Consider the following 17,392-nt stretch of genomic DNA (forward strand, 5'->3'; position numbering starts at 1 on the left):
AGGTGACAGACGTTCTTATCCATCGCCATCGGCACGACAAACCACCGCCCTTACTCAAGTTCCGTCAGCCGCGCTGAGGACCGCATTCCGCTGCCTGGGTGTCGCTTCAATGCAGGACACGTCTCCAGTGCTCGGACTCCTGCACGACCAGCGCATCCACGTTCTCCGGCGTATTCCCTGGCAGGCTCACCATGTAGCCCAGGCTGGTGAGCTGTTCTTGCAGCTTGGCATCAGCCAGGACCGTATTGATCGAACGATTCAGGCGAGAAATCACATGCAACGGCGTTCCGGCCGGCGTGAAAATACCTGACCAATCGCTGCTCTGCAGGGCCGGATAGCCGAGTTCCTTTATGGACGGCGTATCCGGCAACCGAGGCACTCTGTCGGGCGTCAACACAGCGATTGCTCGCAGGCGATTGCTGTTGATAAATGCCGATGCCGAGGGGACTGATGTGACCATCAGATCGGCCCGCTCTCCCACGATGTCTGCCAACGCAGGTGCGGCGCCCTGGTAAGGGATGTGATGCAGTTGCACGCCTGCGGCCTTTTGGAAGGCTTCGCCCAGGATATGCCCCAACGAATTGACACTCGGCGATGCCATGTTGAGTTGTCCTGGATTTGCCCTGGCCAATTGGATCAGATCCGCCAGATTACCGGCCTTCACGTGATTCCCGACGACGATGATGCAGGGGGCGACTGCAACCTTTCCGACGGCAGCCAAGCCTTCCGAGAAATCAAGCGCCGGCGTCGCTTGAGCCGCCAGATAGAGCATCACGGCGCTTGAACTTAGATAGAGTGTGTACCCATCCGGCGCGGCCCGCGCAACGGCCAGGGCACCGATACTTCCCGTGGCACCCGGACGATTTTCGACGATGACGGTCTGCCCCAACTCCTCGGTCATCGCCTTCGCCAGGTGCCGGCCCAGTATGTCGACCATACCGCCGGGAGGGAAGCCAACCACTAATGTGATAGGACGATCTGGATACACCTTGACCTCGTCATCGTAAGCCATGGCAGGCATGGCAAATTTCAGGGCGCCACTCACAACGATCAATGTGCCCATAATCGTCTTCCAAAAACTCATCATCGATCTCCACCGGTCGGCCACTGAGACGCGATCGCCGGCCGTTGCCAGGATGGTGAGCATTGGTGTGTGAAGCGCCGAGGATGGTTCCGTCCGTCAGGCCGGCCTTCGGCAAGGTCAGTCTGCCGCTGACGTCAACCAGCCCAGGCTTCGCCAAGAATTTTTCGGAACAGGGTCGAGAGCTGAGGTTCCACTGTTTTGCGTTCGAAACGCGCGGGCGCGATTTTGTCCAGACGGTCCAGTTCGTCGATGATGAAGCGATGGATTTCAGGGACTTGCGGTGACAACCCCAACTCAGGGCCTTGCGCAGGTCCCAGCCACATCATGGTCTGCTTCAGCTTTCGCCAAACGCGCCAGGATCTCGGCTCTTATCTTCTCTTCGATCATCGTCAATTTATCGCTCCGTCAGTAATCGCGCCGCTCGTCGAACCAGCGTTGCGCTTGTTCCTCCGTGACACCCAAGGCGGTGGCGGCGGGGGTCCGGCTTAGCAGCAGCACCGCCGTGCCCAGGTCATCACGCTCCGGCGTTTCTATTCCCTTGAGCGTATTGAAGCGTTCCGTGAACGCGGTAAAGACCGCTTGCGCCAGCGCCAGGTCGCGCGCCTGCGACAAGCCGGCCAGGGCGTCGTCATAGGCCGTGTTGGCGATCTTGGCCAGGCGTGCCGGCCATGCCGCGAAGGGCCGGCCGTACTCCCGTTCCCACCACTCCGGCTTGCGCAGTTGCGTGACGGAGGCGTGCCCTCCCCAGGCACGGACGGCTGCCCGCGCCTTGATCTGCTGCCGCAAGCGCTTGCCCGCGGCCTCACCGACGTTATAGGCGATGATGCTGTCCAGGGCAGGAAACGCATCCAACGAAGGCAAGCCTTCCAGGTCGGGCATGAAACGCAGCGCCAGGCCTTGCAGGCCCGTCAGCGCCGCCAGTTGCCCCAGGCCCTGAAACGCGCCATGCAGGGCCAGGGACTTCAGGTTGGGAAAGTCGGCCAGGCATTCAAGCGAAATGGGCTGCGCCAGCGGATCGTTCTGCAGCATGAGGCTTTCGACCTGCCGTAGCGCGCCAACGTCAGGCAACCGATAGGGACTCCGATGCGCGGTCTTGCCCGTGCCGGGCGTCAACATCAATGTCTGCGGCACATCGCCTTCCACCGTGATGCGCGCAAGGTCGCCCATCAGGTTCAGTAAAAAATAGCTTTCGAGTTCACGCGCGGGCAGGCGTATGCGCAGCGGTTCGCCGGCCTGGCCCAGCCTGATGATCAGGCGGCCGATGCGGGCCTGGCTGGCATCAACGGTCGTCGCGCCCGGCAAGACGGCCGTCCATGTCATGGTTTCAATCCGGCGGCGCCGCGCCCATTCGAAAAACCCCGTGTCCGCGCCCGTGTAGTCCAGGAAGCGCGGCCAGTCTGAGCCGGCGGGCGTGCAGAAGTTGTCGAACACGGTCCAGTCGATGCGTTCGTGCGGCTCCACATGCAGGTCGGCCTTCTTGCCCAGCGCCGCCGGACCGATGACCAGGCGGCCCACGCCACGCTCGCGCACCAGAACGTGACTGCCTGGCCCCGTCAGGTCGATGGGAAACTTTCCATCGGCCGCGATGGGACCGGAGGTCGGCGAGCTTGCGTGATCGTTGTGCGGCACGGAGGACTCCTGGAGTGTCGGGGGCGGGCTGGGGTTCGAAAGGCAGCAGATCCAGCACCGGCGGTCCGTAAGGCGCAGCCAGGTTGGAGCAAAGCGCTACGTGGATACCGCGCTGCCGCAGGGCGATCAGCGTAGGCACGGCATCGTCGAACAGGGTGATCGACCGGATCTCTTCTTGTAGTTCAGCGTCCAGCGCATCCAGGTCCGCCTCGCTGACCATCCCCCCGAACAGGCTGGCCGCCTGCCTCAGGTCAAGCGCATTGCTCATTGCCTTGATGCCATCATCCCGTTGGCGCGGACGACCCGACTCATGAAGCAGCCGGACCAGCTTGCGGAATGGCCGTGTAGGCCGCTCGATTCGGACCAGGGTACCAAAAACGTCAAACGCAACGGCTCTGATTGCCATCATTCTTCCCAAGCAGGCGCGGAAGCAATGATGTACCACAAACACTTGCCGCATGGGGATGACGGCAGTGCCGTCATCCCTGTCACTACAGCCAGGTCAGAACCTCCAGGCCAGGTTGATCATGCCCGAGTTCTGCGTATTGCCGCCGCCGAACTCGCCTCCGTAGGCCAGGCCCAATGACACGTTGCGCGACACCGCCACATCGGCGCTCAATTCCACCAGCGCGCCGTCGCGTGCCTGCGGTACTCCAGCGACCGTAAAGGAATCGCTGCCCTGGAAAGCAAGCGTCGAATGCGTAGTCACATCGCCAAAGGCATGGCGCCAGCCCAGCGTACCGCGCAGCGTTCCTTCCAGGCTCCCCAGCGCGAAGCTGGTGCGCGAACGCAAACCCAAAGTGGTTGTCGTCAGGGTATTGCGGTCGCCCTCGCCACTCAATGCGGCCGAGCCTCCCGACTCAGAGAAACCGCGCGTACGCAAGTCGCTCCACGCCACCCCCGCGAAGGGCTCCAGTGTCAACGCGCCGGTCACTGGTAAGGCATAGCCCAATTCGGTGAACAGTTGGCCTGTGCTGGCACCGTAGCTGGACTTCAAGGACTGGCTGAAGCCGCTGGTGTCGATGCTGCGGTTAGTATCGATGTCATGCCACGTATAGCTGCCGCCCGCCAGGAAATTGAGCCGGCCCGCGCCGGTTGCGAAACTGCGGCCACCGTAGACCGTCGCGCTGTAGTTGCTGATGTCAGCCTTGGACGACACTTCGCCCGCGCGGCTGTGCGTTTCGCCATAACCTAGCGCACCGCCCGCGCGCCAGCCGCCGCCCACCGCCTGGTCGCCGCCGACGAAAATGCCGGTGGTGTTCTGCGTCACGCGCGCTGCGTCGCCCCCGCCTCCGAAAGTCTGCCAGGTCCCATACAATTGAGCCCACGCCGGCTTGGCCGACGACGCCGGCAACGAACCGAGGTTGCTTGCCACATCGCTGGTGCCAGCTTGCGCGGTCGGCGCGCCGGCGAGCAGGTTGGCGCTAAGGTTCGCGCGGAAGTGCTCCAGCGGCAGCGCGCGTGCCGTGTCGGCCCCCGCGCGCAGGGTGGCAGCCGTGGACGCATGCGCTTCGCCGGACAGCGCCTTGAAGACCGACTGCGGCTGCCCCGCGGCAAGGTTCTCTACCTGGCGATACAGCGCGTTGCCCGAACCCAGGCTCTCCAGGGCGTTGGCCGCGGCGCGCTGGTTGCGCGATCCCGCCGCGTCGGCGAAGGTCATCGGACGCGTACCACCGCTGCCGCCTGAGGTGCCGCCGGAAGCACCGCCGCCAGTGGTTCCACCTTGCGGCGCCGTGCCACCCGCGTCGTCGCCCGATGGTGCACCCGGATCCGTCACTTCCTTGCGCTGCAGCGTCAGGGTCAGCTCGTTGCCATTGTTGGTGACCTTGCCATCCAGGAACGCGAGATCGCTTGCCACGTGGTCGAAGTTTCCGGTAATTCCGCCGCCCGCGCTCATGACCGAATAAGGGACCGCGGTCGTGTAGTTGCCATTGGCGGAAATGCTGGCCAACGTTCCCGCCACGTTTGCCGTTCCAGATACTTCAACCTTGCTCGCTGTCTGCGTGGTGACATCGGAAAGGATGCGCAGCGTCGACCCACTGGCCATCGTCAGATTGCCATTGACCTTGAGCACGCCCGGGCTGTTGCCCGTCGCATCGCCAGGCGACAACATACCGCCGCTGTTGATGTTGGTGGTGCCGACCGTCCCAGTGCCCGCAAGCACGCCTCCCTGGGCCACCGTGACAGGACCACTCAATGTACTGAGGACATTCAAGGTACCCTGGTTGATCTGGGTCGGTCCAGCGAACGTATTGGTCCCCGTCAACGTTGCCGTACCCGTGCCCGTTTTCTCGAAGTTGGAGAACCCGACATATTGAACATGGCTGTCGCTCGGGTTGCTGCCGATCAGCGACATGTCGAAAGACTGATCAGCCGACCCACCCAGCGCCAGCGTGGAAGTGCCGCCGATAACATACGCCTTGCCGACAATCACGCTGCCCTGCTGGATTTCCAGGCGGTTGTTGCCAAACAGGAAAAGGGCGTAGTTACGCAGGGAGCCGTCTCCGAACAGTCCTCCGGAAATCGTGCCGGAGTTGATGACGTTCAGATTGGACCCCGCCACGCCGTAGCCGCCGCCACCGCTGCCGCCGCCGACATTGCCGGGAGCGGAAGCGTCTTCACCCCCCTTGCCTCCGGCCCCGCCGGCGATGGTGCCGGCGTTGGTCAGCGTGCCATTGGACATGGTCAAACCGCTACCGCCCCCGCCCCCTTGCCCGAGTGCCGCGGTCGTGGTGTCCAACGCCTTGCCACCATTGCCACCTGCTCCGCCGATGAGCGAACCATTCGCATCGATGGTGATGTGCTGCCCGCTGGTAAGCGACCACAAGGCAGTTCCACCGTCGCCGCCGCCGGCTGCGCTGGTGTTCATGAAGACGCCATTACCGCCATTGCCGCCCGCGCCGCCTGTCAATACCGCGCTGACGGTAATGTCGCCGCCGGTGGTCAGTACAGCCAACGCACCGCCGCCGCCGCCGCCCGCGCCGCTGTATGCCGCGGCATGACCAATCGCGGCGTTGCCGCCTGCGCCACCGGCGCCGCCAGTGATGGCCGTGGATATCGTCTGCGTGCTGGACAGCTGGACGCCGATCGCGCCACCACCACCGCCGCTTCCGCCGCTGCCGCCCGAGGTGCCGCCACCGCCACCGCCACCCGCCCCGCCGGGTTGAGTACTGCTGTTGCCACCTGAGCCGCCGCCACCCGCGACGCCGCCCATGCCGCCGAAGTTCCCGCCATCATCACCGTCCGTGACGGTGTTGCCGCCCGAACCCGCTGTGCCGCCAGCACCTGACGCATTGCCCAGGCCGGTAATGTCACCCGCCCCGCCCAGGTCTCCAGTCCAGTTTCCCATCACACCGTTAACACCATCGCCGCCGTCGGCATGTGCATAGGGTGCGGCAGCGGTGGAAAGGGCCAATGCCAGGGCCCACGTGAGAGGGGTGAGACGGAAATGCGTGCGCACAGCGGCTACAACTGAAGGGGCTGACATCGATCAATACATCCTGGGCAATGTCCCACGGGTCCGCCTGATGGCGTCAATGACTCACATGGAAGGGTCTACGGCCGCGCCTGGCGCGGTATGCCCACCCTTTACGGTTCAATCGAGTATTTATTAAGCCGATCCGCTCAACAAATTCGTTGACTCAGCTGTCCGTCAAAATAGTCTGAAATTATCCGCGTTTTAGCGATACGGTCAGGCATGCGAATCTCGTTTTCACCAGCCACGTTCAGCCTGCTGTGCGCTTCGTCAAGCCGGCCGTCCTGGCTTGATCGCTCCCTGTGCCGCCGCACGCGTCCAGTCCTCGCCGACCGCGCCCATCAAAGCCTCGGCCTGGGCCAGCCCCGCCCGCAAAGCAGCAGGCCGTCGCGCGGGATCGAGCACGTTGTCTCCCAGCGCCTCGCGCGAGCGCTCGTCGGGAACGACGACCTTGACCACGCTGCCGGCGCAAGTCAAGGCAGCCACCTCCGCCCGCAAGTGCCCCGCGACAGGATTGCCCTCGCCATAGCCGAACGGCGCCAGTACCACCACGTACCCTGCTCCCGTGGCGACGTCCGCATTGGTAAGGGAATGGACGCCGCCATCCATGTACGACTCCCCGCCAATGCTGACCGCGGGCCACGTTCCCGGCACCGCGCAACTGGCCGCGACCGCATCGATCAATGGCACGCCGTCCGCCGCGCTGAACACCCGCGCCGCACCCGTCCGCGCAGCCACGGCCACCAGGCGCAAATCACGCGCCGGCCAGTCCTCCCGCTCCAGCCTTGCAGCGATGAGTGCCCGCCGCTCTTCCCACGCCGGCGTCTCCGCGCGCAAGGCATACGCGCCGATACGCCGGCGCGCCGCCATCAGATCGCCGCGCACTTTCTCGATCAGCGCGCGATTGCGGCCATCGGCGTCCGACTGCGAATACTCACGAAACGTCTCGCGCAAGGCAGGTGGCGGCGTGATCTGCGCCGCCGCCAGGCGCTCCAGGTCATCCCCGGCGGCCAGCCGCGCCCCGACGACGGCACCCGCCGACGTACCGACGAAACAGTCCGCCTGGCGCAGGTCGATGCCGTAGCGCGCCAGACCCGCCAGCAGCCCGATCTCCCAGGCAATCCCGCTGACGCCACCGCCGCCGAGAACCACGCACCGCGTCACAGGATGCCCCGCTCGGCCAGGTCCCGCAGGGCATCCGGCGTCAGGCCCAGCAGGTCGCCATAGACTTCCTCGTTATGCTGGCCAAGGTCAGGCGCGGGCTCGATCGGCTTGTTCTCGCGGCCGGCAAAGCGGGGGAATACGCCCGCCATGCGCACCGGTCCGATACGCGGATGGTCCACCGTGGCGATGCTGCCGCGCGCCTCGTAATGCGGATCCTGCATGATGTCGTCGATGCCGTAGATGAAGGAATAGGCCAGCTTGGCTTCATCCAGTGTGCGACGCAGATCGTCTTCCGGCTGCCCCACTATCCATTCCGCCACCAGCGCGTTCAAATCATCGACGTGCTCCCAGCGCTTGGCATGGGTCGCATAGCGTGGGTCCGTCGCCAGCTCCGGACGTTCCATGGCCACGCACAGCCGCTGGAAACCGGCATCCGCCGAAATCGTCAGGATCATGTACCGGCCGCTGGCCGTCAGGAAATGCTCTCCCGGCGCCGCCGCGAAGTGCTTGTTGCCGCGCCGGCCGCGCACCACGCCCAGGCGGTCGTATTCCGGCACCAGCACCTCGGTGAAGCGGATGACCGATTCGTACATGGACAGGTCGATCTCCTGCCCGCCCCCGCCCATGACGTCGCGATGATAAAGCGCCATCATCAACGAATACGCGCCCAGCAAGGCCGTCTGGTAGTCCGCCGTGGAAGTCCCGATGCGCACCGGCGGTCGGTCCGGAAAGCCCGTGATGTTGAGCAGGCCGCCGAAAGCCAGGCCGATGCGGTCGTAACCCGCCCGCGTCCGGTAAGGCCCCGTCTGGCCGAACCCCGACACCCGCAGCAGGATGAGTCCGGGATTGTGCTCCTTGAGCCGTTCGTAGCCTATGCCCCATGCCTCCAGCGTGCCCGGCCGAAAATTTTCCACCACCGCGTCTGCCTGTTCGACCAGGCGGCATAGCAGCCGCTGGCCTTCCGGCTCCCGCAGGTTCAGGGTGATGGATTTCTTGTTGCGGCCTTCGACATGCCAGTACAGGCATTCGCCTTCGACAAAGGGCCCCAGATCGCGCACGGTATCGCCCCGTTCCGGCACCTCCACCTTGATCACCTCGGCGCCGAAGTCGCCGAACAGGGTGCACGCGACCGGCCCGGCCACCATCGTCCCAAGGTCCAGGATGCGCAGTCCACTGAGAAGATGCGGGCCGGGCGACCGCTGGCGGCGGGTGTCCTCGCCGGCCGAATTCCTTCGCTGAGCTGCGTCAGCGCCACCACCAGTCGATGTATTCATTGCTGCTCCTCCAGCGGCGCCATGGCCTGAATTCGCTCATTGGCCTGCCCCGCTCCCTTGACGTGGTAATCCCCCAGATCGGCCCGGCGCGCCATATGCCAATAGTCGTCGTTGCGGAATGGCGTGGTGGCGACCACCCTGCCCTGGGCGTTGCGATACCAGTTGCTCATGCCGCGATGCGTCCAGATCATGCGTCCATGCGCGGCCTGGACCCGGTCGTTGTAGGCGTCGTGCCGATCGCGCCGAACCTCGATCTCCATTCCTGGTCCGCCCGCCCGCAATGCCTGGCGCAAGAGATTCAGGACGTAGCTGACCTGGGTTTCCAGCAAGGCCACGACGCTGCCGCCATGGCCCAACGCGGTATTCGGCCCGGCCAGCATGAAGAAGTTGGGGAAGTCCGGCACGGCCACGCCCATGAAAGCCTGTGCGCCCGCGGCATCCCAGGCCTCGCGTATGGATCGTCCGCCACGGCCGTAAAGCTTGAACGAGGACAGCATGTTGATGGCGTCGAAGCCCGTGGCCACCACCAGCACATCGGCGCGATGCCGCTCGCCAGTGCCGGTGACGATGTCCTGTCCTTCGACGCGGTCGATCCCACCCGTCACCAGCCTGACGTTCTGGCGGGCCATGGTGCGATACCAGCCGTTATCCATCAACATGCGTTTGCCGAAGGGCGGATAGTCGGGCAAGACGTCCGGCAGCAGTTCCTGGCGCTGGCCCAGCTCGGCCTTGATGTAGTCGGTGAAATAGGCACGATGGCGATCGTTGGTCTTGTTGATCGCGCGCTCCGGATGCGGCCATTCCGGATCGATCTGCAGGGACGCGTGGATGCGGTCGTTGAAGATATAAGCCAGGCGCTGCCGATACCACTCCTGGTAGAACGGCACTTCACGCAGCAGGAAGCGCGGCCCCAGCGGCACCGGTTTCTGGAATTTCTCGAACGGCGCGGCCCATTGGCGGGAGCGCTGGAACACGGTCAACTGGCCGACCTGGTCCACGATGGCGGGCACCACCTGCATGGCGCTCGCGCCGTTGCCGATCACGGCCACCTCCTTGCCGCGCAAGTCCAGGTCTTGCGGCCAGCGCGCGGTATGGAAGCACGGGCCCGCGAAGCTCTCCAGTCCTGGGATGGCCGGCATCTTGGGTACGTTCAGCAGGCCCACGGCGCTGATCAACAGGTTGCCGCGCAAGCTGTCGCGCGTGCCGTCGGCGGTCACGGTATCCACGGTCCAGCCGCGCTTCTCCTCGTCGTAGCGTGCCGACTCGACACGCGTGAAAAAGCGGATATTGCGCCGGATCCCGTAGCGCGTCGCAACGTCTTCGAAGTAAGCCTGGATCTCTTCGCGCAAGGCGAAATAGCGCGACCAGTCGTGCTTGGCGAACGAGTACGAATAGATATGGTTGGGCGTGTCGACGCCGGCACCGGGATAGGTATTCTCGTGCCACGTGCCGCCCACTTCGCCGTTCTTCTCGATCAGGGTGTAAGGGATGCCGGCGCCCTGCAGCCGGATCGCCGCGCAGATACCCGCAACGCCCCCACCGATGATGACCGCGTGGTAACCCGCCGGCACGTCGAAGGCGTCGGCTTGGTCCAGCGCCAGGTCGGGATCCTGCCCCAGCCAGGCGCTGATCATGGGCCCGTAGCTGTCCGGGATAGGTTCGCCGACGCTGATCCGCAGCATTTGCGCGAGCAATTCCGGCGCCGGCGCGGGCAAGTTGGGGGCGCGGCCGGCACGCCAGGCCAGGATGGCCTCCCTGGCCGCCGCCCTCACCTCCTGCTGCACGTCGTCCGGCAGGCCGCCGGAATCGTTGTCGTCGATGCCGCGGATGCGGGAACAGTGGTAGCGCTCCGCCAGCCAGCGGCGATCGCCGGTCAGGTGCACCAGTACCATCAGCAACGTCGGCAGATTGGCGGCGGGCAGCGCCGCGATCAACTCGCCCGCCCAGGGATCGCCAGCCGCGGGGACGTCATTCACCGAAGAATCCGCGTAATCGCGCGATTCGAACGTTTGGGGCCTGCCGGTGGAAGGACTGAACGGGGAAGACATGGGTGTATCGGCTCCTGCTTGGAAAAAGCATCCCCCGGACCGGCGCCACGGCGCCGGTCTCGACAAGGCTGGATGCTGAAAGGTTGGGTGCAGCGCAGTGGCTGTGGAAGCCGCGTGGCGCTGCCCGGATCGCTATTGCGGCGTCAGGCCTGCGTGCCTGGCCACTTCGCCCCAGACGGTGTATTGCTTGCGTATCTCTTCGGCGAAGGCCTGGGGTGTGTCGGCATCCGGTTCGAAGCCCAGCGTGCTCATCTTCTGCGCCACGGCGGGCTTGGCCAGGATCTGCCGCAACTGGCCATTGAGTTTCTGCACGACGGCTGGGGGCGTTCCGGGCGGCGCGACGATGCCGAGCCAGCCGACCGCCTCGTAGCCGGGCACGCCGCTTTCAGCGACAGTGGGTACGTCGGGGAAGACCGTGGAACGGCTGCTGTCCAGCACGGCCACGGCCTTGAGCTTGCCGCTGCGGATATTGGCTTGCTGGGCGCCGATGGTGTCCACCATCAGCGGCACCCGCCCTGCCATGACATCGATGGCCGCCTGGTTGCCACCGGGATAGTTCACCGCCCCGATGTCCACGCCTGCCTTCGCGTTGAACAGGCGCATGGCCAGGTCGAAAGCCTGCGCGCCCGTGGCGTACATCATGCTGCCGGGCGTGGCCTTGGCCTGCTGCACGATCTGCTGCACCGTTGCGGTTTCGATGCCGGGCGCGGACAGCAGGATCATGGGGGCCTTGGCCACCATCGCCACCGGCGCGAAATCCTTCAAGGGGTTGTAGGGCGTGGTCTTCTGCAAGTGCGGTCCGGTGACCATCGTGCCGCTGACCGCCACGCCCAGCGTGTAGCCGTCCGGTGCGGCACGGGCCACGTCGTTCATGGCCAGCATGCCGCCCACGCCGGGACGGTTTTCCACCACCACCGCCTGCTTGTTCACATCGGAAAGCTCCTGGGCCAGGATCCGTCCCACCATGTCGGATGCCCCGCCGGCGGTATAGCCGACCAGCAGGCGTATCGGTTTGGCGGGATAGCCGGCGGCCGCATCCGCCGAAGCCGCCGCTGTTGCCACAGCGGTTGCCGCGGGGCTCGCCGCGCATGCGCCGGTGGCCCAGGCCAGCATGGCGGTGGCCAATGGGAGGAGGATCCTCGTCTTCATCTCGTTGTCTCCAATGTTGTCCTGAGGACTGTAGGTATGTGAACAGTGTCCCTGACCCCGTGCGCGCATCGCAAACACAAATTTTGATAATGTGCACAATGTGCACACAGGGATATCCCTTTCGGGAGGGCTTATGGAAAGCGAGGTTCGCGGCACGCAAGCCGTTGCCCGCGCGCTGGGTCTGCTGCAGCTGGTCGCCGATCATCATCCGCAAGGGCTGGCGTTGAGCGGCCTGACGGCGGCATTGGGACTGGATCGCACTACCGCGTACCGCTTGATGTCCAGCCTGGTGCAATCGGGCTATGTCGAACGGGATGCCGAGCGGGTGTACCGCCTGGGATTGCGGGCCATGCAACTGGGGCTGGCCGCGATGAACGGCGCGCCCCTGGTGCAGGCTTGCCGGCCGCTGATGCAGCAATTGGCCCGGCGGACGGAGGACACGGTGTTTCTGGTGGTGCGCAATGGAGATTACGGACATTGCCTGCACTGCGAGGAAGGGGCGTTTCCGGTCAAGGCACTGGTGCTGCAGATCGGCGGGATGCGTGTGCTGGGGATAGGATCGGCGGGCATGACCCTGCTGTCGCGGTTGGACGATGGGCAGATCGACGCACTGCATGCGCGGCACCGGGACGAATTCGCGCCGCGCAACCTGACGGCCGCGCGCTTGCGGCGGCTGGCAGAGCAGGCGCGCGAGCAAGGGTATTCGGCGACGCTGGGTTTGGTCAGCGAAGGCGTGGGCGGCGTAGGGATGAGCTTCGAGCTTCCGCATGGCGGCCACGCCGCGATCAGCATCGCCGCCATTGCGGGACGTATGCAGCCGGAACGGCGCGCATGGGTAGCCCGTCAGATCTCGGATGCACTGCGCGCGGCGAAATTCCAGCCGCGTTATAAAATTCGGAATAATCAATGACTGGCTGGTGATGGAAAGCTGAAGAGGCACAAAATCGCGACTGCCCGCCACCATGAACAGGACTGACGAAATGACCGCTACCGCGTTGAACCACTCAAAGATGAAATAAATCCGGCCACGCCATCCATGACTGACGACACCACCCGCATGTCTCCGGATTTCTCCGTTGATAATGCCCCGCAGGAAAATGCCACGGGCCAGGCACGCCTGTTCACCCTCGCTGTTGGTCTTGGCGCGTCGGCGGGAGGCCTGCAAGCGCTTCAGGCTTTTTTCAAGGCCATGCCGCCTGATAGCGGCATGGCTTTTGTACTGGTGCAGCGCCTGGATCCTGACCACCCAAGTACTCTCGCCGAGATAGTCGCTGAAAGTACAGTAATGCCGGTGACTCAGGCAAAGACGGGGGATGCGCTCGCCCCCAATCATGTCTTTGTCATCAAGCCTGGTGCCGTGATGACGCTTTCCAGAGGCATCCTGGACATCGCTTGCAGCCCCACCGATGCAATGCGTCAGACGTCAATCGATGCATCCCTTGCTTCACTGGCCGAGGATCAAGGCGAAAATGCCATAGCGGTCATCCTCGCCGGCTTCGGCAGCGCAGGTGCCATGGGGTTGGAGTCGATTCGGGAACACGGCGGCCTGACATTTGCCCAAGCGGAGTTCGATCACTCCTCCCACGATGACGCCTCCGAAGATGATTCCCTCCCATCGGATGCACCTCGAACCGCAGTTGCGGGCGGCGTCATCGACCGTTTGCTACCGGTCGCGCAAATCCCGGCCGCCCTCCTGCGTCACGCCGCGTATCGCAACCGCAGCGATGCCAAAAATGGGGCCGACGGACTGGAGGAGGACGTGGGTGGCAACCTCGGCGTCATCTGCGCCATCCTCAATAGCCGCATGGGTCGCGATTTCAGCTCATACAAGACCAGGACGCTCATGCGCCGGGTGCAACGGCGTATGGCCGTCCTCCAGTGCGATGACGTCGCGGAGTATATTGAACAGTTGCGGGAGCAACCGGACGAACCGGAGCAGTTATTCCGCGAGTTCCTCATCCGGGTGACGAATTTCTTCCGTGACCATAACGCCTTTGACGCGGTGGCACGCAGGATCCCTGAACTACTGTCGCAGGACGCAGGCAAGGACACGCGAATCTGGATCCCGGGTTGCGCCACGGGCGAGGAGGCCTACACCCTGGCCATTCTCTTCCAGGAGGCGCTTTCTCATGCTGGCCAATCGCATAAGGTTCAGATTTTTGCCACCGATCTTGACGATCAGGCCATCAGGATTGCCAGGACGGGACGCTACCCTGAATCGATTGCCGCGGACATTCCGGCAGCGCTTCTTGAGCGTTACTTCGTCAAGGAAAATGGGGAATACCGCGTATCCCGGCCGATACGGGACATATGCCTGTTCTCGACGCACGATCTGGTCAAGGACCCGCCATTCTCGCGGCTGAGCCTGATTTCCTGCCGCAACCTGTTGATCTATTTTGCGCCAGCCCTGCAAAAGCGCGTCGTGACGCTGTTCCACCACGGCCTGCGCGCCGGGGGACTACTCTTGCTTGGAACCTCCGAGGCAGTGGCGGCGGATGCTGGCCTGTTTTCCACCGTGGATAAAAAACACCGAATTTTTCGACGTAAATCCGCTCCTGCGCATTTGGCACGATTGCCGGCCCCGCCCCTGCTCGCACCAGCGCGGGAAGTCCGAGCCGCTGCCGATAACCGGGTAGCTGCGCAAATTGCGCGAGTCATTTCCCGTTACGCTCCCGCGTTCGTGGTGATGGATCGCAGGCAGAATATCCAGCAGTTTTCCGGACCGGTCGGCAAATACCTGGCGCCAAACGATGGCGTCATGAGCATGAATCTTGGTCTTCTGCTGCACCCGCAGTTGCGCGGGCCACTGCGCGCCGCCCTCAAACAGATGACAGCGACCCAGCAAGCCGTCGTGGGAGAAGAAATTGCTCTCGCGATCGCAGGGCATACCGAAGTAGTAAGCCTGGCAGTCGAATTGCTCAAGGATGGCGCCGGATCGGAGAGTGAAGATCTGGTGATCGTGGTCTTTCAGAACTGCGGGCCGATTCGCGCAGCCAAAATGACCATCCAGGATGACGTTTTTGGCGAAGACCCGGCGGGCGCCCGAAGATATTCGCGAACCCCGGTCGAGCTGCTGGAGATATCCCCGGGGGACCTGCAGTCTTTCCATGACGAGTACCAGTCCTCCTACGAAGAATACCAAGCTGTCAACGAGGAACTGCAATCCGCCAATGAAGAGCTTCAATCCACCAATGAAGAGCTTCAATCCACTAATGAAGAATTGGAAACCTCGAAAGAGGAGTTGCAATCAATCAATGAAGAACTGACCACTCTCAATTCCGAGCTGAATGCGCGCAACGACAGTCTCGTCGAACTGAACGACGACTTGACCAACCTCATCGACAGCACTTCAATCGCCACGCTATTCCTCGATGAAAAGCTTAGCATTCGTCGTTTTACCCCCGCGTTGCTGGACATATTTCGAGTTCGTGAGGGGGATCAGGGCCGTCCCATCATTGACATCGTTTCACGCCTGAAGGAAGACGGTTTGAGCGACGATGCAGCGGAAGTGCTCAATACGCTGGAGCCGTTACAGCGCCAGGTGAGCTTGAAGAGCGGCGATCGGTCGTTTCAGATGGAGATCCGCCCTTATCGGGGCACGGATGACGTAATCGGCGGTGTGGTAATCACCTTTGTCGATATCACCGACCGCGACAGCGCGGAAAAAGCGCGGGCAAGTCTGGCGGCGATCGTCGACGCGTCAGATGACGCCATCATTGGGCATGATTTGAATGGTGTAATCGTCAGCTGGAACGCCAGCGCGGTGAGCTTGTTCGGCTACACCGAAGAAGAAGCGATCGGTCATCGGCTTGCGCTGATACTCAGGACCGAGGACAACGAAAAGGAACAGGAGCTACTCGATAAGGTCCATGCCGGCGAACGTATCGGGCATCACGACACCAGGCATCTACACAAGAATTCCAGCGTGATTGAGGTGTCTCAGAGCGTAGCGCCGATTCGCACAAGCGGCGGCGAGATTATCGGAGCCGCGCGGATCGTTCGGAGCGCCACGAAGCGGGCAGATGGCGAACGCGAAAAAATTGCTGCACCCAAGTGAGGCGCGCCAGCAAGGAACAGGTTATTCTCCGTAATCTTCGACAAGAACCACAGTCGCGGATTCCCTCTCCCAGCTTTACTCTGAACGCTGACACCAATGGATATTTTTTCCAAGAGATGCGGGGAATATTGGGCCACCGTAGAGGTATATGAGCACGGCGATGGAACATTTTCCTGGCATTTGCGGCTGGCCGCGGATGCCCACCCAGGCACTCAGTTCGAGGTTGCCTCGGGTCGCGGTTTTACAGAGAGAGCGGTCGCTACCGTCGAGGGCATGGAGGCCCTCGGCCTGTTAGACGAAGCCCACTCTTTAGAAAATGGCTTTGTAGTCGCAGCGGGCCGACCCCGCTCCACGCCACGCCTCCATTGACGAGCCTGCACCGCTTGGCCGCGTACAGGCGCGCGCGTAAGCGCGGCCGGCGACCATGCATCACTCGAAGCGCAGCCGCTCGATTATTTCCTTCTTGTGGCCGTACACGCCCATGCCTGACGGCATCATGCTGTGGGCTGAGCAGCAATGAATTGACGGCGAGCGCATTGACGAGCGCTTGACGAAAGACCTGAAGCGCTTTCAAAGCGTCGATCATTATCCTCAGCAGTTCTCGGGCGGCGGCCAGATCCCCACGCGACGGCGGAATCTTCTGGATCAGACGTTCTTGATCCGCGATGCGCTCCATGGCCGCCTGGATTTTCAGGTCGACCTCGCGCAAAGAGGAACGCAATTTGGCTCGTTTCACGCTATACCCTGGCGGGTGTACGGAAGCCCCGAGGTAACATGAATCTGGGGACGGGTTGGTTGAGACAAGGTTCCTATATTAGCGGCAATCAAATTCGATAGATATGCACTTTCCGACTAAGCTGAATCAAAAAACCGACACAGAAGTCGTAGCGTTCTGGCTGCGGGGCCGCAATGACTGGTTCCGCAAGAATCCGGATTTCGATCGACGTTTCCATGATGGCTTTATCGATCTGCATCTGGCCGCCGCACGCCGTGAGCTCGACGACTGGAATCGATCGCCGACAGGCGCGTTGGCGCTGCTCATCCTGCTGGATCAATTTCCGCGCAATGCGTTTCGCGGCACGGCGCATATGTATGCCACCGATCCCCTGGCACGGCACTATGCCCGCGACGCAATCGCGCAGGGCCACCCGGATCACGTCGACCCGCGCCTGCGCGTGTTCTTCTACCTGCCGTTCGAACATTCGGAAGACCTCGCCGACCAGGACCTGTCGCTTGCCCTGCACGCGAGTATGGAGGGCGAGGACCAGTCATACGCCGAACGCCACCGCGACATCATCCGCCGCTTCGGCCGCTTTCCGCACCGCAATACAGTGTTGCTACGCGAAACGACGGCGGAAGAACAAGCGTATCTGGATGAAGGCGGCTTCGCGGGGTGATCCGCATGCCTCGAACCGCGAACTTTGTCCTCCGGCAACCCTGTCTCAGTTTTTGAGACAAAGTGCAGAATTTGAACTGGCGGGTCGCGCGTCATCCCGAGAGAATGGCGTGAAA

General features: G+C 63.2%; 12 protein-coding genes and 1 pseudogene. 3 read left to right on the forward strand and 10 right to left on the reverse strand.

Going from position 1 to position 17,392, the window contains the following annotated elements; all coding sequences use genetic code 11:
- Nucleotides 1–106: 106 nt before the first annotated feature.
- The 9 genes and pseudogenes from CEY05_RS05240 to CEY05_RS05285 form a co-directional block, all read right to left on the reverse strand.
- Nucleotides 107–1,147 (reverse strand): tripartite tricarboxylate transporter substrate binding protein, encoded by a 1,041-nt coding sequence (locus CEY05_RS05240; protein ID WP_088596369.1) that lies wholly within the window; start codon nucleotides 1,145–1,147, stop codon nucleotides 107–109.
- Nucleotides 1,148–1,218: 71 nt separating this feature from the next.
- The gene (locus tag CEY05_RS30785) at nucleotides 1,219–1,410 is read right to left on the reverse strand and encodes a hypothetical protein (RefSeq protein ID WP_143220279.1); all 192 of its coding nucleotides are present in this window, start codon (nucleotides 1,408–1,410) and stop codon (nucleotides 1,219–1,221) included.
- A gap of 79 nt (nucleotides 1,411–1,489) precedes the next feature.
- Nucleotides 1,490–2,713 carry a hypothetical protein gene (locus CEY05_RS05250; protein ID WP_088596371.1) on the reverse strand — a complete coding sequence of 408 codons (1,224 nt, stop codon included), beginning with the start codon at nucleotides 2,711–2,713 and terminating at the stop codon, nucleotides 1,490–1,492.
- A gap of 94 nt (nucleotides 2,714–2,807) precedes the next feature.
- A pseudogene (locus tag CEY05_RS31985) lies at nucleotides 2,808–3,173 on the reverse strand (hypothetical protein); the annotation flags it as partial.
- Nucleotides 3,174–3,215: 42 nt separating this feature from the next.
- Complete coding sequence (locus CEY05_RS31960) at nucleotides 3,216–6,062, reverse strand: autotransporter outer membrane beta-barrel domain-containing protein (RefSeq protein ID WP_304528857.1); 2,847 nt, start codon at nucleotides 6,060–6,062, stop codon at nucleotides 3,216–3,218.
- 396 nt (nucleotides 6,063–6,458) lie between these two features.
- Nucleotides 6,459–7,352, reverse strand: coding sequence for a patatin-like phospholipase family protein (locus CEY05_RS05270; RefSeq protein WP_088596373.1), 894 nt, complete (start codon nucleotides 7,350–7,352; stop codon nucleotides 6,459–6,461).
- On the reverse strand, nucleotides 7,349–8,626 hold the full coding sequence (locus tag CEY05_RS05275) for a CaiB/BaiF CoA-transferase family protein (RefSeq protein WP_088596374.1): 1,278 nt from the start codon (nucleotides 8,624–8,626) through the stop codon (nucleotides 7,349–7,351). The genes CEY05_RS05270 and CEY05_RS05275 overlap by 4 nt, the downstream gene beginning before the upstream one ends.
- Complete coding sequence (locus CEY05_RS05280) at nucleotides 8,623–10,674, reverse strand: NAD(P)/FAD-dependent oxidoreductase (protein ID WP_088596375.1); 2,052 nt, start codon at nucleotides 10,672–10,674, stop codon at nucleotides 8,623–8,625. The genes CEY05_RS05275 and CEY05_RS05280 overlap by 4 nt, the downstream gene beginning before the upstream one ends.
- A gap of 132 nt (nucleotides 10,675–10,806) precedes the next feature.
- On the reverse strand, nucleotides 10,807–11,823 hold the full coding sequence (locus CEY05_RS05285) for a tripartite tricarboxylate transporter substrate binding protein (protein ID WP_158219256.1): 1,017 nt from the start codon (nucleotides 11,821–11,823) through the stop codon (nucleotides 10,807–10,809).
- A 133-nt stretch (nucleotides 11,824–11,956) separates the two neighbouring features.
- Here CEY05_RS05285 and CEY05_RS05290 point away from each other — a divergent pair, with 133 nt between their 5' ends.
- Nucleotides 11,957–12,733, forward strand: coding sequence for an IclR family transcriptional regulator (locus CEY05_RS05290; protein ID WP_088596377.1), 777 nt, complete (start codon nucleotides 11,957–11,959; stop codon nucleotides 12,731–12,733).
- A gap of 126 nt (nucleotides 12,734–12,859) precedes the next feature.
- Nucleotides 12,860–15,880, forward strand: a complete 3,021-nt coding sequence (locus CEY05_RS05295) for a CheR family methyltransferase (RefSeq protein WP_088596378.1) — start codon at nucleotides 12,860–12,862, stop codon at nucleotides 15,878–15,880.
- Nucleotides 15,881–16,139: 259 nt separating this feature from the next.
- Here CEY05_RS05295 and CEY05_RS30790 read toward each other — a convergent pair whose 3' ends face one another.
- Nucleotides 16,140–16,616 carry a hypothetical protein gene (locus tag CEY05_RS30790; RefSeq protein WP_143220281.1) on the reverse strand — a complete coding sequence of 159 codons (477 nt, stop codon included), beginning with the start codon at nucleotides 16,614–16,616 and terminating at the stop codon, nucleotides 16,140–16,142.
- 103 nt (nucleotides 16,617–16,719) lie between these two features.
- Here CEY05_RS30790 and CEY05_RS05305 point away from each other — a divergent pair, with 103 nt between their 5' ends.
- Nucleotides 16,720–17,277, forward strand: coding sequence for a DUF924 family protein (locus tag CEY05_RS05305; RefSeq protein WP_088596380.1), 558 nt, complete (start codon nucleotides 16,720–16,722; stop codon nucleotides 17,275–17,277).
- Nucleotides 17,278–17,392: the final 115 nt, after the last annotated feature.

Origin of the sequence: Achromobacter sp. HZ34, assembly GCF_002209485.1 — a bacterium.
Classification (GTDB): Bacteria; Pseudomonadota; Gammaproteobacteria; order Burkholderiales; family Burkholderiaceae_B; genus Bordetella_C.

Excerpts from the sequence above, each read along its gene's own strand:
- CEY05_RS05240 (WP_088596369.1), bottom strand. The coding sequence starts at position 1,147 with ATGCTCACCATCCTGGCAACGGCCGGCGATCGCGTCTCAGTGGCCGAC.
- CEY05_RS05280 (WP_088596375.1), bottom strand. The coding sequence starts at position 10,674 with ATGTCTTCCCCGTTCAGTCCTTCCACCGGCAGGCCCCAAACGTTCGAA.
- CEY05_RS05285 (WP_158219256.1), bottom strand. The coding sequence starts at position 11,823 with ATGAAGACGAGGATCCTCCTCCCATTGGCCACCGCCATGCTGGCCTGG.
- CEY05_RS30785 (WP_143220279.1), bottom strand. The coding sequence starts at position 1,410 with ATGATGTGGCTGGGACCTGCGCAAGGCCCTGAGTTGGGGTTGTCACCG.
- CEY05_RS05290 (WP_088596377.1), top strand. The coding sequence starts at position 11,957 with ATGGAAAGCGAGGTTCGCGGCACGCAAGCCGTTGCCCGCGCGCTGGGT.
- CEY05_RS31960 (WP_304528857.1), bottom strand. The coding sequence starts at position 6,062 with ATGGGAAACTGGACTGGAGACCTGGGCGGGGCGGGTGACATTACCGGC.
- CEY05_RS05305 (WP_088596380.1), top strand. The coding sequence starts at position 16,720 with ATGCACTTTCCGACTAAGCTGAATCAAAAAACCGACACAGAAGTCGTA.
- CEY05_RS05275 (WP_088596374.1), bottom strand. The coding sequence starts at position 8,626 with ATGAATACATCGACTGGTGGTGGCGCTGACGCAGCTCAGCGAAGGAAT.
- CEY05_RS05295 (WP_088596378.1), top strand. The coding sequence starts at position 12,860 with ATGACTGACGACACCACCCGCATGTCTCCGGATTTCTCCGTTGATAAT.